A 15,011-nucleotide genomic window follows, 5' to 3' on the forward strand; every position below is an offset into this window, starting at 1 on the left:
GCCTTCTTACACGCGTTCAGGCGTCCTCGCCCTTGAACCGCTTCAGGCCCTTGAAGACCAGCGGCGCGACCAGCGCGAACAGCGCCAGCGCCAGCAGCGTGGCCGAGCCCGCATGCTTGAAGAAGACAAGGCCGTCGCCCAGGCTGATCTGCAATGCGCGCCTGAACTGGCTCTCTGCCATCGGGCCGAGGATGAGGCCGACGATCATCGGCGCCACCGGATAGTCCCAGCAGCGCATCAGGTAGCCGCAGATGCCGAAGGCCACCAGCATGGCGAGCTCCACCGTCGACGGGTTGGCCGCCAGCGTGCCCATCACCGCGAAGACCAGGATGCCCGCGTAGAGCCATGGCTGCGGCACCTTCAGCAGGCGCACCCACAGGCCGACCAGCGGCAGGTTGAGCACCAGCAGCATCAGGTTGCCGATGAAGAAGCTGGCGATCAGGCCCCAGACAAGGTCGGCGTTGGTCACGAACAGCAGCGGGCCCGGCACCAGTCCGTATTGCTGGAAGCCCGCAAGCATCATGGCTGCAGTGGCCGAGGTCGGAAGGCCCAGCGCCAGCAGCGGCACCAGCGTGCCGGTGGCGGCCGCGTTGTTGGCCGCCTCGGGACCCGCGACGCCTTCGATCGCACCCTTGCCGAACTCTTCGGGCTTGACGGCCAGCTTGCGCTCGAGCGTGTATGACAGCAGCGTCGGCACTTCGGCGCCGCCTGCGGGAAGCGCACCGATCGGGAACCCCAGCCCGATGCCGCGCAGCCATGGCTTCCACGAGCGCTGCCAGTCTTCCTTCGTCATCCACAGCGAGCCTCGCACCGCCTCGATCTTTTCCTGCACGCCGGTGAAGCGCGAGGCGATGTAGAGCGTCTCGCCCATGGCGAACAGGCCGACGGCCAGCGTGGTGATCGACACGCCGTCCAGCAGCGCGGGGACGCCGAAGGCAAGGCGCGACTGGCCCGTGAGCTTGTCGATGCCGACCAGGCCGAGCACCAGGCCCAGCGCCAGGCTGGTGATGCCTCGCAGCACGGAGTCGCCGAAGGTGGCCGACACCGTGACGAAGGCCAGCACCATCAGCGCGAAGTAGTCCCAGGGGCCGAATTGCACCGCGAAGTCGACCAGCCAGGGTGCGAGCACCGAGATGCCGATGGTCGCGATCAGGCCTGCGGCGAAGGAACCGATGGCGGCGGTGGCCAGTGCCGGGCCGCCGCGTCCGGCCTTTGCCATCCGGTGTCCTTCGATCGCGGTCGCGATGGAGGCCGCTTCGCCCGGCGTGTTGAGCAGGATCGCCGTGGTCGAACTGCCGTACATGCCGCCGAAGTAGATCCCGGCGAACATGATGATGGAGCCCGTGGGGTCGAGCTTGAAGGTGATGGGCAGCAGCAGGGCCACCGTCAGCGACGGGCTGATGCCCGGCAGGATGCCGACCAGCGTGCCGAGCAGCACGCCGATGCCGGCGAAGAGCAGATTGCCCGGCTGGATGGCGACCAGCAGACCTTGCCCCAGGAGCGTGAAGACTTCCATGTCGTTCCTTCAGCCGAGCAGCAGCCGCTCGAGCGGTCCGGCCGGCAGCGACAGCGACAACGCCTTCGTGAAAAAGGCATACACGAGCACTGCGAGCGCGAAGCCGATGGCAGGCGACTTGGCTCGGATCGGCTGGCCGAAGGCTCGCGCGGTCGCGGCGAACAGCCAAGCCGAGCCGATGACGAATCCGCCGCCGAACTGCAGCACCAGGATCATTCCCGCGAGGCCGCCGAGCACCCAGCCTAACGCAGCGCGGTTGGTGAGCACGGCGCCGAGTTCGGATGTCTCCTTGCCGTGCAGCGCGCTACGCAGGCGCAGCGCGGCCACCACATGGGCCACGCCAAGCACCGCCAGCAGCAGTGCGACGATGCGCATCGCGGCCGTCGGTCCGACGCCCACCGCCTGCGCGGGCGCCATGCCCCTGATGTCGTAGCCGATGAGCGCGGCCAGCCCGAACAGCACCGCGGCCACCGTGGCCAGCGCATGCCAGCCCGGGCCGTTGACTTCATCGGACTCGCTCATTTCACCAGGCCGATGGAGCTCAGCACTTCTTTCACGCGTTGCTGGTCGGACTTGAGGAAGGCGGCGAACGCATCGGCATCGAGGTATGCATCGTCCCACCCGCGGGCCTTGGAGATATTGGCCCACTCAGGCGACTTGAGCGCCTTGTTCACCGCTGCCGCGAGTGCCGCCTTCTGCGGCGCGCTGATGGCAGGGCCGGCCACCACGCCGCGCCAGTTGACGACCTCCACGTCCAGGCCCTGCTCCTTGAGCGTCGGCACGTCCACGCCGTCGATGCGCTTGGCCGTGGAGACGCCGAGCGCGCGCAGCTTGCCGGCCTTGATCTGGCTTTCGAATTCGTTGTAGCCCGATATGCCCGCCGTCACACGCCCGCCCAGCATTTCGGCCAGCGCCTCGCCGCCGCCCGAGAAGGGCACGTAGTTGAGTTTGGCCGCGTCGCCGCCGGCCTGCTTGGCGATGAGCCCGGCCAGGATGTGGTCCGCGCCGCCGGCCGAGCCGCCGGCCCAGACGACCTTGGAGGTGTCCGCCTTCACGGCGGCGGCCAGGTCTTTCAGCGTCTTGTGCGGCGAGTTCGCGGGTACCACCACCACCAGCGGGTCGCCGGTCATGCGGGCGATCGGCGTAACGGCGTCCAGGCCGACCGGGGCCTTGTTGGTGAGCACCGCGCCGACCATGGTGATGCCCATCACCATCAGCTGGTTGCCGTCGCCCTTCGCGTTGTTCACGAACTGGGCCAGGCCGACCGTGCCGCCAGCGCCGGGCACGTTGACCACCTGCACGTTCTTGGCCGCGCCGGTAGCGGTGAGCACCTGCTGCAGCGAGCGCGAGGCGCTGTCCCAGCCGCCGCCGGGGCCGGCGGGGGCCATGATCTTGAGGTCCAGGGTCGGCGATTGCGCGGCGGCGGGTACCGCGGCAACGCCGAACAACGCTGCCAGCACGGAGGCTGCGAGAAGAGGGCGGCGATGAAACTTGAATGTGGTGGTCATGACGGTGTCTCCAATGGTTTGATGATGAAAGGACTACTCCGCGACGATCTTTGCGGTGTCGACGATGCGCGCGTACTTGATGGATTCGGTCTTGATGAAGTCACGGAACTGCGCTTGCGTGAGACCCATCGGCTCGCCGCCCTGCTCGCGCAAGCGCTTGATGAGGTCGGGGTCTTGCAGGGCCGCGTTGACCGCTTCGTTGAGCCTTGCCTGCACCGCGGGCGGCGTCTTCGCCGGGGCGAAGAGTCCGAACCAGTTGTCGAGGTCGTAGGCGGCGGTCGGCGCAAACTCGGCGATGGCAGGAATGTCCGGCGCAAAGCTCGCGCGCTTGGCGGAAGTGACTGCCAGTGCCTTCACCCGGTTGCCCTTGATGAAAGGCGTGGCGCCTGCGAGGCTCACGAAAGTGATGTCGACCGTGCCTGACGCCACGTCGACCAGTTGATTCGAGGCGCCCTTGTACGGCACGTGCTGCATCTGGATGCCCGCAAGCGACTGGAGCAGCTCGCCGTTCAGGTGCTGCGGGTTGCCCACGCCGCTGGTGGCGTAGGTCACCTTGCCGGGGTTCTTCTTCGTGTAGGCCACGAGTTCGGGCAGGTCCTTGGCCGGGAACGCCGGGTTCGCAACCAGCACGTTCGGCACCCGCGTGACGGCCGTGATGGGCGCCAGGTCCTTCTCCGGCGAATACTGCATCCTCGCCTTGTAGACCAGCGGATTGATGGCGGTCTCGCCGGCCGATCCCAGCAGCAGCGTGTAGCCGTCGGGAGCGGCCTTTGCCACGTAGCCTGCGCCGAGCATGCCGCTCGCGCCGGGCTTGTTGTCCACGACGACCGACTGCTTCAGCGAAACGCGCAGCTTCTCAGCCAGGAGGCGCGCCATCGCATCGACGCCGCCGCCGGCCGAGAACGGAACGACGATCGTGATGGGCCGCGCGGGGTAGTCCTGCGCGGGCGCGGCCAGCGGGAGTGCGGCAAGGGCCGCGGTGGCGCACAGCAGCGCCCGGCGTTGGATCGAATGCATCTGGGTTCCTTGGTATCGAAGAGTTGCCGCGCGCGGGTGGCGATTCATGCGGAAAAGACCATGCAGACCGGGCTGCCCGACCTGACCGTGGCGCCGGTGGGCTTGAGCGTTCCGGCCACAGGGTCGACGGCCAGCGCCACGATGGAGTCGCTGTCCTCGTTGAGCACGAACATGAAGCGGCCATCCGGCGAAAGGGTGAAGAACCGCGGCGTCCTGCCCTGCGTCGGCTCGGCCTCGATGAACTTCAGCGCGCCCGTAGAGGGGTCGATGCTGAACACGGCAATGCTGTCGCAGCCGCGGTTGGAGGCATAGAGAAAGCGCCCTTGCGCGTCGGTCTGCAGTTCGGATGCGCGGCTGTTGCCGGTGAAGGTCTCGGGCAGCGCGGACAGGATCTGGAAGGGAACGAGCGCCCCGGTCTCGGGCGCGAAGCGATAGGCCGTCACGGTCGAGTCGAGCTCGTTGACCACATAGGCGAATGGCGCCTTGGGATGGAACGAAAGATGGCGCGGCCCCGCGGTTTCTCGCGTCACGGCGAAGGGCGCAGCCGCCGGCGTCAGGCGGCCCTCGTCGAAGCGGAAGCTGAACACCCGGTCCAGCCCCTTGTCCGGCACCACGACGAAGCGGCCGCTCGGATCGAAGGGGTTGAAGTGCGGCTTCGCCTGCTTCTGCTCCACACGGTGCGGCCCGATCGGGCCTTCCAGCTTCACGAGCTGCGCCAGTGCCCCCAGCGAGCCGTCGGCGTTCACGGGCAGCACCGCCAGGCTGGCGCCGATGTGGTTGGACACCACCAGGAAGCGGCCCGTCGGATCCAGGGCCAGGTGCACCGGGTTCTTGCCCTGCGTGCTCTGGCGGTTGATGAAGCGCAGGAGGCCCGTGCGGCGGTCCACCTGGAAGGCGCTCGCCTCGCTCTCGTCGCCATGCACGGTGTAGAGGAACTCGCCATTGGCGCTGAGCGCGAGGAAGGATGGGTTGACGAGGTTCCTCACGATGTCGACGTGTTCCAGCGTTCCTTTCGCGGAATCGACCTTGAAGATGCTGATGCCGTCGCCCCGCGCATTGCGCTCTCGGGTGGTGCGGCTGCCGACGTAGGCGTACATGGGGGGCGTTGGGGTTGGCGGGGAAGAAAGGCTGCGGGTTTGCACTTAATTGCATTTTAAGAACAACAAATGCAAAATAAGAATCATGGAAAACACTGAGACGCCCTGCATGAGGCTTGTCGTTGCCGGGCAGGAGTACCTCGCCGTGGATCTGCCGGCGCTTTGCAAGGACAAGCTGGAGCGGCTGCCCGTGGTCCTGCGGCTGCTGATGGAAAACGCCGCGCGCAACATGCAAGGTGCTGAAAAAGAGACGGCGCTCGCTGCGCTGCTTGCGTGGGCCGACACGGGCACGAGCGAGGCGGAGATCGCCTTTCAGCCGGGCCGCGTGCTCATGCACGACACGACCAGCACCCCCGCGCTGGTGGACCTTGCCGCCATGCGCAGCACGCTCGCGGAAGCCGGCGTGGATCCGTCGCTGCTGAATTCGAGCCTGCCGGTGGATGTCTCGGTGGACCACTCTCTGGCCGTGGAAGCCTTCGCGCGCCGGGACGCGCCCGAGCTGAACATGGCGTTCGAGATCCGGCGCAATGCGGAGCGCTATTCGTTCCTGCGCTGGGCCTCGAAGGCGCTGCGCGGCGTGCGCATCCACCCGCCCGGCACGGGCATCATGCACACCATCAACCTGGAGCAGCTGGCGACCGTGGTCACCGCCGAAGAGCGCGGCGGCAGGCGCTGGCTGGTGCCCGACATGATGATCGGCACCGACAGCCACACGCCCATGGTCAACGGCATCGGTGTGCTCGGCTGGGGCGTGGGCGGGCTCGAGGCGCAGACCGTGATGTTCGGCATGCCGACGATGCTGCGCATTCCCGACGTGATCGGCGTGCGGCTCACGGGCGCGCTGCGGCCCGGCGTGCTGGCGACCGACCTGGCGCTGGCCGTCACGCAGCGCGTGCGCGCCATCGGCGTGTCCGGCGAGTTCGTGGAGTTCTTCGGTCCCGGCGTTTCGGCGCTCGCGGCGGGCGAGCGGAGCGTGGTGGCCAACATGGCGCCCGAGTACGGCGCGACCACGGGCTTCTTTCCGGTGGATGGCCGCACCCTCGACTATCTTCGCCGGACCGGGCGTGCCGCCGCCGACGTCGAACGCGTGGAGGCCTACAGCCGCGCGGCCGGCCTGTGGTTCGACCCTTCAGCGCAGCCGACCTATACGCGCACCATCCACATCGACCTGGATGCGGTCGAGATGCACATCGCGGGACCGCGCCGGCCGCAGGACCTGCTGGGATTCGGCGAGGCCGCGTCGGCGCTGGCCGCCATCGGGTTCCAGCCCAAGGCCGCCGATGGACACATGCCGCGATACCCGCTGGCCATTGCGGCGATCACGAGCTGCACCAACACCTCGGACCCGCGCCTTCTGGTTGCGGCAGGCCTGGTTGCCCGGAAGGCGAGGGCGCTGGGCCTGAAGGTGCCGCCCTGGGTCAAGACATCGCTGGGGCCGGGATCTCCCGCTGCGGCGGCCTACCTGGAGCGCGCCGGGCTCACGCCGGACCTGTCCGCCGTGGGCTTCGACATCGTGGGCTATGGCTGCACGACCTGCATCGGCAATTCCGGCACATTGCCGCCCGCCATCCAGGAGGCGATGGCCCGGGGTGCCATCCATCCCGTCGCCGCGCTTTCCGGCAACCGGAACTTTCCGGGGCGCGTGCATCCCGATCTCGATCTCGGCTTCCTGATGTCGCCGCCGCTGGTCATTGCCTTCGCGCTCGCAGGCGATGCCGAGTGCGACCTGCGCGTGGACCCGGTACAGGTGGCGGCCGACGGCACACCGGTCTACCTGCGGGACCTGTGGCCCTCGAACGAGGAGATCGACGCCGTGCTGGCGCAGTCGCAGGATCCATCGGACTACCGGCGAGCATTTACGGTCGCCAGCGGCAATCCGCTCTGGCACGGCCTTGCCGCACCCGATTCGCAGCTGTACCCGTGGGACCCGGGCTCGAACGCCCTGCGCCGCCCGCCGTTCGCCGCCCTGTCCGAAGGCGGCATGCTCGGCCACTACAGCGCATATCCGCTGCTCGTGGTGGGCGACGACATCACCACCGACCACATCTCGCCAGCCAGCGCGATCCCGAAGGACAGCCTGGTTGCGGACTACCTCGTGGCGCGCGGCGACGACCGCAACGACCTGAACGTGTTCGCCTCGCGCCGGGGCAACTGGGAAGTCATGGTGCGTGCCGCCTTCCACAGCAAGACGCTCGAGAACCTGATGGCGCCGGGCGCCCCGGTGGCGCATACGCTGCACGTGCCCAGCGGCGAAGTGGTGCCGCTCTGGGAGGCCGCGCAGCGCTACCGCGCATCGGGCGACTCGGTCGTGCTGGTGGCCGGCGAGCGATATGGCACCGGGTCGTCCAGGGACTGGGCCGCGAAGGGGCAGCGGCTGCTGGGCATACGCGCGGTGCTGGCCAACAGCTTCGAGCGCATCCATCGCTCGAACCTCGTTGGCATGGGTGTGCTGCCGCTGCGCATGCCGGCGGGCATGACGCCTGCCACGCTGGCGCTGGCGCCGGGCGACCGCATCGAGATCGATGCGCAGCCACGCGGCATCGCGCCCCGATGCCCCATCGCCGTCACGCTGCATCGGGCCGACGGACGCGTGGAGCGTTTCGACGCGGTGGCTGCCGTGGAGACAAAGCTGGAAGTCGAGCTGCTCCAGGCCGGGGGCGTCATCCCCTCCACGCTGCACAAGATGGTGAAGAAGCATGGCGCCGCGGCTGGACCAGCAGGGTGAGCCCACCGGATTCGCGGGAAAATCCCTGTCCATGCGGACCGACCAATCCATTCCCTCGCAGATCCTCGACCTGATCCAGGCCGACGCCATGCCGGCGGGCACCCACCTGCCTGCACAGCTGCTGGCCGACCGCCTGCGGGTGTCGCGCTCGCCCGTCAACGATGCGCTTTCGCTCCTGGCCGAGAAGGGCGTGCTCATGCGCCAGCCCAACCGGGGCTACTTTTTGGTGCAGCCGATCGCCGAGGGCGCGAGATCGCTGGCGGACAAGCTGGGCCTCGACGGGTCCGACGTGGTGACGGAGGTCTATTTCCGCATTGCCGACGATCGGCTGCGCGGGCTCCTGCCCGACGAGTTCTCCGAAGCGCTTCTCAAGCAGCGCTACGGCCTCACGCCGGTGCAGTTGAACGGCGTGCTCGGACGCATCGCCAACGAAGGCTGGGCCGAGAAGAAGCCGGGCTATGGATGGGTGTTCTCGTCGATGCTCACCACGGCCGACAGCCTGCTGCAGTCGTACCGGCTCCGTCTTGCGCTGGAGCCTGCCGCGCTGCTCGAACCGAACTACCACCTGCCGCCGCACGTGATCGCGCGCTGCCGCGCCGCGGAAAAGCACCTGCTCGATGGCGGCATCGAAACCGATACCGCCGACCAGCTGCATGACCGCGGCGTGCGGTTTCACGAATCCCTGGTCGAAGGGTCGGGCAACGCGTTCTTCATCGACACGATCCGCCGCGTCAACCGCGTCCGGCGGCTTCTGTCGTACCGCTCGATGCAGGACCGCAGCCGCTACAAGGAGCACTGCAAGCAGCATCTTCATCTGCTCGACCTGCTCGAGCGCGGCCAGAACGAAAAGGCGTCCCAGGCCATGCACGAGCACCTCTCCAGCACGCTTCGCAACGTTGCGAAGATCCGCGGCATTCTCAAGCCATAAACCCGATCCTTTCATGAGCCTCGACCCCGCCATCGCCAAGGCAATCGCACCCACCGGTGTGTTGCGCGCCTCCATCAACCTGGGCAATCCGATCCTTGCCAATGCGGACAAGGCGACCGGCGCGCCCGTCGGCGTCTCGGTGGACCTGGCAGGCGCCTTCGCCGAGCGCCTGGGCGTCGAGCTCGAACTGGTGGTGTTCGATGCGGCCGGAAAATCGGTCGAAGCGGTCGCCGGCGACCGGGCCGACGTCGGCTTCTTCGCGATCGATCCCGTTCGCGGCGCCCAGATCGCGTTCACCGAGGCGTATGTGCTGATCGAGGGCAGCTACCTCGTGCGCGAAGGTTCGCCGCTGCGGCAGAACGACGAAGTCGATCGCGAAGGCGTCGCCGTGACTGTCGGCAAGGGCAGCGCCTACGACCTGTACTTGACGCGCGAACTCAAGCATGCGCGGATCGTGCGGGCGCCAACATCGCCCACCGTCGTCCAGACCTTCCTCGAACAGGGACTCGACGTGGCCGCCGGCGTGAAGCAGCAGCTCGAGGCGGACAGCCGCGCACATGCGGGCCTGCGGCTGCTGCCGGGGCGCTTCATGGTGATCCAGCAGGCCATGGGAACGCCCAAGACGCGGGGCGCAGATGCGGCTCGCGCGCTGTGGAGTTTCGTGGAAGAGATGAAAGCGTCCGGCTTCGTGGCCGACGCACTGAAGAGGCACGGCATCGAGGGCGCATCCGTGGCGCCTTCGGCCAGCGCATAGGCGATCTGCGGCGCCTGGTCAGCCCGCGCAGGCAGCCACCGGCCCCGGGTATTCCATCTCCAGCATGACCCAGTCGCGCCGCGCCGCGCCGTAGCGTTCGCCGATCTCGCACAGCGTGCGGTCCAGCTGCGGCACCGGCTTCAGCGACGAAGAGAGCGGCAGGCGCTCCGTTCCTTCGCGGGGCGGCTGCGCCAGCAGCACCAGCCCGCTGCGCAGCTTGACCGGGCCCGAGGCCGATGCGGCATCGACCCCGATGTGCCCGGTGCGCGTCCACGCATCGACCGCCAGCGCGAGGGCGATGTCGTCGGCGCCGTCCTGCACGTCCACGCGCCAGCGCTCGCCGCGCCAGAACGCGGCTTTGTTGAGCAGGAAATCCACCCTGCGGCCGGTGTCCAGGTAGAACGGAGAACTGTCGTGCACTGGTGTCCATGAGGCCACGCCGAGTTCCGTTGCAAGGGACCTGGCCTTCTCCTGCCCGCCGATCGCCTCCACCAGCGCCAGCATCGCCGGCACCGAGGCGGTGATGCCGGTGGTGGTGGCGACGCCGCGGTCCACCACGTAGCGCTGGTGCGGCACGTAGCTGGCGCCCGGGTGGCGTTCGAGCAGCGTGCCGCGGTCATACCAGTGGCCCGCGAAACGCCGGCCGTCGAGCAGCCCGACGCGGCCGACCACGCGGGCGCCCGAGCAGACGCCGATCACCCGCGCACCGCGCGCCGCGTGCTGCTTGAGCCAGGCCGCCACCTGCGGGTTGTCGTCGGCGATCATCGCCGGCACGATCACGTAGTCGGCGCCCGCGGGATGAAGCCGGTCGAATGCGGCGAAGTCCTGCGCCCCATCGACCTCGAGTGCGGGATACAGGCTCACGCGCCCCGCGTGCGGCGCCACGATCCGCACCTCGGCCACATCGGCGCGCTGGAGCACCGCATGCGGCAGCAGAAGATCCGTCATTTCCGTGCCTTCGTTCAGCGCCAGCACGGCGACCACGGGCCTGCCGGCGCGATGCGGCTTCAGGGCCTCGACGAAGGCCTGCTTCTCGCGCTCGCTGCGGGCCGCATCGGCCTGCGCGGGCGGCAGCGCCGGCGCCCCTCCCGTGCAGGCTGCCAGCACAAAGGCTGCAATACTTGCGCCGATCAGCGCTCCTGCCGATCTCCACATGGCCGTTCCCCTGTCGACTTGATGATGACGATGCCCAGAGACTACGAATGCCCACCCTGACCCGCAAGGACGAAGAAACCGCGGTTTCTGCCAGCGACGTGGTGCTGGTGGTGTTCGACGGCGTCGAGGTGATCGACGTCGCCGGCCCGGCCAGCGTGTTCAGCAAGGCCGAGCAGATGCAGCCTGGCAGCTACCGCCTGCACATCGCATCGCCGGCCGGCGGCACCGTGTCGACGAACGGCGGCCTGAGCTTTTCGGGCACCTGCAGCCTGCAGCAGCTGCCCGCGTCGATCGACACGCTGATCGTCGCCGGCGGCGACGAGCCGGCGGTGCGCGCGGCCATCCTCGAGCAGCGCATCGGCGCCTGGCTCCGGCAGGTGGCGCCGCGCACGCGCCGCATGGCGAGCGTGTGCAGCGGCGCCTTCGCACTGGCCGCGGCCGGCCTGCTCGACGGCCGCGAGGCCACCACGCACTGGCGCGTGTGCGACCAGCTGCAGGCGCTGCGGCCGCAGGTGCGGGTGCAGCGCGAGCGCATCTACGTGCACGACGGGCCGGTGTGGACCTCGGCCGGTGTCACCACCGGCATCGAGCTTGCGCTTGCGCTGGTCGAGGACGACCTCGGCCATGCAGTGGCGATGGAAATCGCCCGCACGCTGGCGCTGCCGATGCTGCGCGGAGGAGCGCAGCCGCAGCTGACGCAGGCGCTCCAGGCGCAGGCCTCGGCCAGCCATCGCCTGCGCGAGCTGGTGGCGTGGATCGGCACGCATCCGCAGGACGACCTGTCGGTCGAGGCATTGGCCGAACGCGTGCAGATGAGCCCGCGGAACTTCGCGCGCGCCTTCGCCGCCGAGATCGGCTGCACGCCGGCGCGCTTTGTAGAACAGGTCCGCGTGGCCACCGCCGCGCAGCTGCTGCGCCAGACGCGGTGGCCGCAGGACCGCATCGCGAGCCGCAGCGGCTTCCGCTCGGTGGACGCGCTGCAGCGCGCCTTCGCGCGGCAGCACGGCCTCACGCCGCAAGCCTATCGAACCCATGACGACACCTGACGCCACTTCCCTTGCATTGATCGACGACTGTTCCCAAGCCTCGCTGCAACTGCTGGAACGCAACCTCACGCCGCACGGCATCCTGGCCGCCACCCGCACCGAGGCCGCCGTTGCGCGGCGCTACACCCGCATCTTCGGGCGCGACGCGGCCATCTGCGTGATGGCCATGTGCGGCAGCGACGTGCCCGCGCTGGAGCAGGGCGCGGTCGCGAGCCTCGACGCGCTGGCCGCGCAGCAGGCGGCCAACGGGCAGATTCCCAAGTACGTCGACCCCGACGGCCAGGATGCCGACTTCTGGTACCTGGGCTGCATCGACGCCACGCTGTGGTGGCTGATCGCGGTGGACCACGTGTGCCGCCACGGCCAGGTCGGCGCCACGCACTGGCGCGCCGAGGTGCAGCGTGCGATCGGCTGGCTGCTGGCGCAGGAGCACCAGCACTTCAGGCTGCTGCAGCAGAACGAGGCCAGCGACTGGGCCGACATCATGCCGCGCTCGGGCTACGTGCTGTACACCAATGCGCTCTGGTACGAGGTGAAGCGCCGCTTCGCGCTGGACCATGCCGATGCGACGCAGCATCACTTCAACCACCTGTTCAATCCGTTCCAGCAGGACCTGCCCGAATACCACCGCGCCCGGCTGCTGCGGCACTATGCGCGCCGCGGGCGAGCCGATCCGGGCCTGTACCTCAGCTTCGTCAACCTGTCCTTCGTCGGCGACGAGGGCGACGTGTTCGGCAACGTGCTGGCCATACAGGGCGGGCTGGCCGATTCGGAGATGGCGAACCGCATCGTCAGGACCATTGCCGCGGCGCACGCCTGCGAGCCGTACCCGGTGCGCGTGGTGCTGCATCCGCTGACGCGCGAGCATGCGCTGTGGCGGCCGTACATGGCGCGCCACCAGCAGAACGTGGTGCACCAGTACCACAACGGCGGCATCTGGCCTTTCGTGGGCGGCTTCTGGGTGATGGCGCTCGCGCGCCTCGGGCTGCATGACATGGCCTGGCGCGAACTCGCGCGCCTCGCGCATGTGAACCAGCTCGGCGGCTGGCGCTTCACCGAGTGGTTCCACGGGCGCACGCTCGCGCCGATGGGCATGGCGGGGCAGAGCTGGAATGCGGCGGCCTTTCTGCTGGCCCGGCGTGCGCTGGAGGGGAGCGAGGCGGCCTGGTGACGCTTGCGCTCCGGTCTGATCGATCAGACCGTGAGCACGATCTTGCCGATGTGTCCGGCGCGTTCGAGGTATTGATGGGCTTGCACCACCTCGTCGAGCGCAAAGCGGCGGTCGATGCGCATCTGCAGGGCGCCGCTGGCCAGGCCTTCATCGACGAAGGCCAGCGCGCGGCCCAGCGCAGCTTCGTCGCGCGGCAAGCCCATGGTGGCCGAGCCGGTGAATTCCAGGACCGTGTAGACATGGAAGCGCCAGCTCTTGCGGAACTGCGCAAGCACGGGGTAGCTGAACTCCGCGCCGCCGGAGAGCCCGTACAGCACATACCAGCCGCGCTGTGCGACGGCGCTGCCGAGCCGCTCCAGCTGCGGACCGCCCACGCCGTCGTACACCAGGTCGGCACCGCGGCCGCCGGTCAGCGCCAGCACGCGCTCCACCACGTTTTCCTCTTGCGTCACCACCACATGGGCTGCGCCTGCATCCAGCAGCGCCTGGCGCTTGGCTGCCGTGCGCGTGGTGGCGATGGCAAGGAGGCCCGCCATGCGCGCCATCTGCAGCGCCGCAATGCCCGTGCTGGATGACGCACCCGTCACCAGCACCGTCTGGCCGCGCTGCAGGCGGGCCATCTCGAACATCGGGAAATAGCCCGTCAGGTAGGCCATGTAGGCACCGGCGGCCTGCTCGGCGGAGAGCTTGCCGGGGTAGCGCACCACATGCGAGGCGGGAAACAGAATGCGCTCGCCATAGGTGGGATACAGGCCCTGGTTGGCTCCGGGCAGCAGCGCGACGCGGTCGCCCACGCTCAGGCCATCGACACCCGCGCCCACCGCTTCGATGAGGCCGGCGGCCTCGTTGCCCAGGCCGGCCGGCAGCGTCGCGTCCTCGATGTACAGGTTCTGGCGCCACAGCGCGTCGGCCCAATTCAGGCCGATCGCCTGCACCGCGATGCGCACTTCGCCAGCGCCGGGCGCCGGCGTCGCAACCTGCTCGACCTGCAGAACATCGGCGCCGCCGAACCGGTGAAAGCGAACCATCCTGCCCATACGAAAATCTCCTTGGAAAAAGCCGGCAGCCCCGGAATGAAGCGGCCGAAGGCATCAATCTAGAAGCCGCAGGACAATCAAGGAAATCGATTCATACGATATTCGCTATGCATGGAATCGATGACTTCAAGGCGTGTGGATGAAACCGATCGAACTCAGCCGGATTGACCTCAACCTGCTCACCGTGCTGGCGGCCCTCATGCGCGAGCGGCACGTCAGCCGGGCTGCGCAGCGGCTGCACCTGGGACAGCCGGCCGTGAGCCACGCGCTGGCACGGCTGCGCGAGCTCACGGGCGATCCGCTCCTGGTGCGCCAGGGGCGTGTGATGGAGCCGACCGAGCGGGCACTGGCGCTGATGCAGGGACTGGGCCCGGCGCTCGAGCAGATCGAGGCCACGTTCCGGGCGCAGGCGGACTTCGAGCCAGCGCGCGCCGCGCCGGTGTTTCGCATCGGGCTCACTGACGACCTGCAGATCGCGATGCTGCCGCGGCTGCTTCGCGCGCTCAGCGTGGAAGCACCCCGCGCCAGGCTGGTGACCCTGACGGTCTGCTACCGCAATGCCGCGCGCCATCTCGACGAAGGGCGGGTCAGCGCGGTCATGACCTTCCTGAAGGACCTGCCGGCGGGCGCCAAGATACGCAAGGTCCGCACGGCACGCTTTGCACTGCTGCGTGCCGACACCGCAGCCGCAAGACTGACGCTCGACGACTATTGCCGGCGGCGGCATGTGCTCGTGACCTACGCGGGCGACCTGTGCGGCACCGTCGATGAAACATTGAACGAACTCGGCCGGCAGCGCGAGGTGGCCTTCTCGGTGCCGCAGTTCGGCAGCCTGCCCGCCGTGCTCGCGGGCACCGAGTTGCTGGCCACGGTGCCGGAGCATGTGGCGCTGGCGCTGTCGGCGCAGGGCGGGCTTCGCTACGAGGCACTGCCGTTCGAGAGTCCGAGCTACCAGATCAAGCTGGCCTGGCGCGCCGTGACCGACAAGGACGCGGCGGAGACATGGCTGCGCAAGGCGATGCTGCGGGCCTTCAACGACTGACGCGCTGACCGCGGC

13 protein-coding genes are annotated in these 15,011 nt (G+C 68.7%); 6 read left to right on the forward strand and 7 right to left on the reverse strand.

The features are described 5' to 3' along the window. Positions 1-16: 16 nt before the first annotated feature. Genes L1081_RS01420 through L1081_RS01440 form a run of 5 tightly spaced genes read right to left on the reverse strand, consistent with a single transcriptional unit; the run spans position 17 to position 5,138 of the window. Positions 17-1,516 (reverse strand): tripartite tricarboxylate transporter permease, encoded by a 1,500-nt coding sequence (locus L1081_RS01420; protein WP_489414853.1) that lies wholly within the window; start codon positions 1,514-1,516, stop codon positions 17-19. 9 nt (positions 1,517-1,525) lie between these two features. Beyond that, positions 1,526-2,038 (reverse strand): tripartite tricarboxylate transporter TctB family protein, encoded by a 513-nt coding sequence (locus tag L1081_RS01425; protein WP_489414854.1) that lies wholly within the window; start codon positions 2,036-2,038, stop codon positions 1,526-1,528. Then, positions 2,035-3,024 carry a tripartite tricarboxylate transporter substrate-binding protein gene (locus L1081_RS01430; RefSeq protein WP_489414855.1) on the reverse strand — a complete coding sequence of 330 codons (990 nt, stop codon included), beginning with the start codon at positions 3,022-3,024 and terminating at the stop codon, positions 2,035-2,037. The genes L1081_RS01425 and L1081_RS01430 overlap by 4 nt, the downstream gene beginning before the upstream one ends. Before the next feature lie 33 nt (positions 3,025-3,057). Continuing rightward, the gene (locus L1081_RS01435; RefSeq protein WP_489414856.1) at positions 3,058-4,041 is read right to left on the reverse strand and encodes a tripartite tricarboxylate transporter substrate-binding protein; all 984 of its coding nucleotides are present in this window, start codon (positions 4,039-4,041) and stop codon (positions 3,058-3,060) included. A 44-nt stretch (positions 4,042-4,085) separates the two neighbouring features. Then, complete coding sequence (locus tag L1081_RS01440) at positions 4,086-5,138, reverse strand: beta-propeller fold lactonase family protein (RefSeq protein ID WP_489414857.1); 1,053 nt, start codon at positions 5,136-5,138, stop codon at positions 4,086-4,088. 85 nt (positions 5,139-5,223) lie between these two features. Between L1081_RS01440 and acnA the strand changes: the two genes are divergently transcribed. From acnA to L1081_RS01455, 3 genes are read left to right on the forward strand one after another with little or no spacing between them, the layout of a single operon-like run. Continuing rightward, positions 5,224-7,863 (forward strand): aconitate hydratase AcnA, encoded by a 2,640-nt coding sequence (gene acnA / locus L1081_RS01445; RefSeq protein ID WP_489414858.1) that lies wholly within the window; start codon positions 5,224-5,226, stop codon positions 7,861-7,863. A 31-nt stretch (positions 7,864-7,894) separates the two neighbouring features. After that, positions 7,895-8,791 (forward strand): FCD domain-containing protein, encoded by an 897-nt coding sequence (locus L1081_RS01450; RefSeq protein WP_489414859.1) that lies wholly within the window; start codon positions 7,895-7,897, stop codon positions 8,789-8,791. Between the two features lie 13 nt (positions 8,792-8,804). Further along, positions 8,805-9,545 carry a transporter substrate-binding domain-containing protein gene (locus L1081_RS01455; RefSeq protein WP_489414860.1) on the forward strand — a complete coding sequence of 247 codons (741 nt, stop codon included), beginning with the start codon at positions 8,805-8,807 and terminating at the stop codon, positions 9,543-9,545. Between the two features lie 18 nt (positions 9,546-9,563). Here L1081_RS01455 and L1081_RS01460 read toward each other — a convergent pair whose 3' ends face one another. After that, positions 9,564-10,700, reverse strand: coding sequence for a DJ-1/PfpI family protein (locus tag L1081_RS01460; protein WP_489414861.1), 1,137 nt, complete (start codon positions 10,698-10,700; stop codon positions 9,564-9,566). A 47-nt stretch (positions 10,701-10,747) separates the two neighbouring features. Here L1081_RS01460 and L1081_RS01465 point away from each other — a divergent pair, with 47 nt between their 5' ends. Continuing rightward, positions 10,748-11,746, forward strand: a complete 999-nt coding sequence (locus L1081_RS01465; RefSeq protein WP_489414862.1) for a DJ-1/PfpI family protein — start codon at positions 10,748-10,750, stop codon at positions 11,744-11,746. Beyond that, a complete protein-coding gene (locus L1081_RS01470; protein ID WP_489414863.1) occupies positions 11,733-12,917 on the forward strand; it encodes a glycoside hydrolase 100 family protein in 1,185 nt (394 codons plus the stop codon). Before L1081_RS01465 ends, L1081_RS01470 begins: the two co-directional genes overlap by 14 nt. A gap of 23 nt (positions 12,918-12,940) precedes the next feature. Here the strand turns inward: L1081_RS01470 and L1081_RS01475 are convergent, their stop codons facing one another. Beyond that, positions 12,941-13,954 (reverse strand): zinc-binding dehydrogenase, encoded by a 1,014-nt coding sequence (locus L1081_RS01475; RefSeq protein ID WP_489414864.1) that lies wholly within the window; start codon positions 13,952-13,954, stop codon positions 12,941-12,943. Positions 13,955-14,093: 139 nt separating this feature from the next. Between L1081_RS01475 and L1081_RS01480 the strand changes: the two genes are divergently transcribed. Further along, on the forward strand, positions 14,094-14,996 hold the full coding sequence (locus tag L1081_RS01480; RefSeq protein ID WP_489414865.1) for a LysR family transcriptional regulator: 903 nt from the start codon (positions 14,094-14,096) through the stop codon (positions 14,994-14,996). Positions 14,997-15,011: the final 15 nt, after the last annotated feature.

The organism is Variovorax sp. MSC1_012, from assembly GCF_023667525.1.
Classification (GTDB): Bacteria; Pseudomonadota; Gammaproteobacteria; order Burkholderiales; family Burkholderiaceae_C; genus Variovorax; species Variovorax beijingensis_B.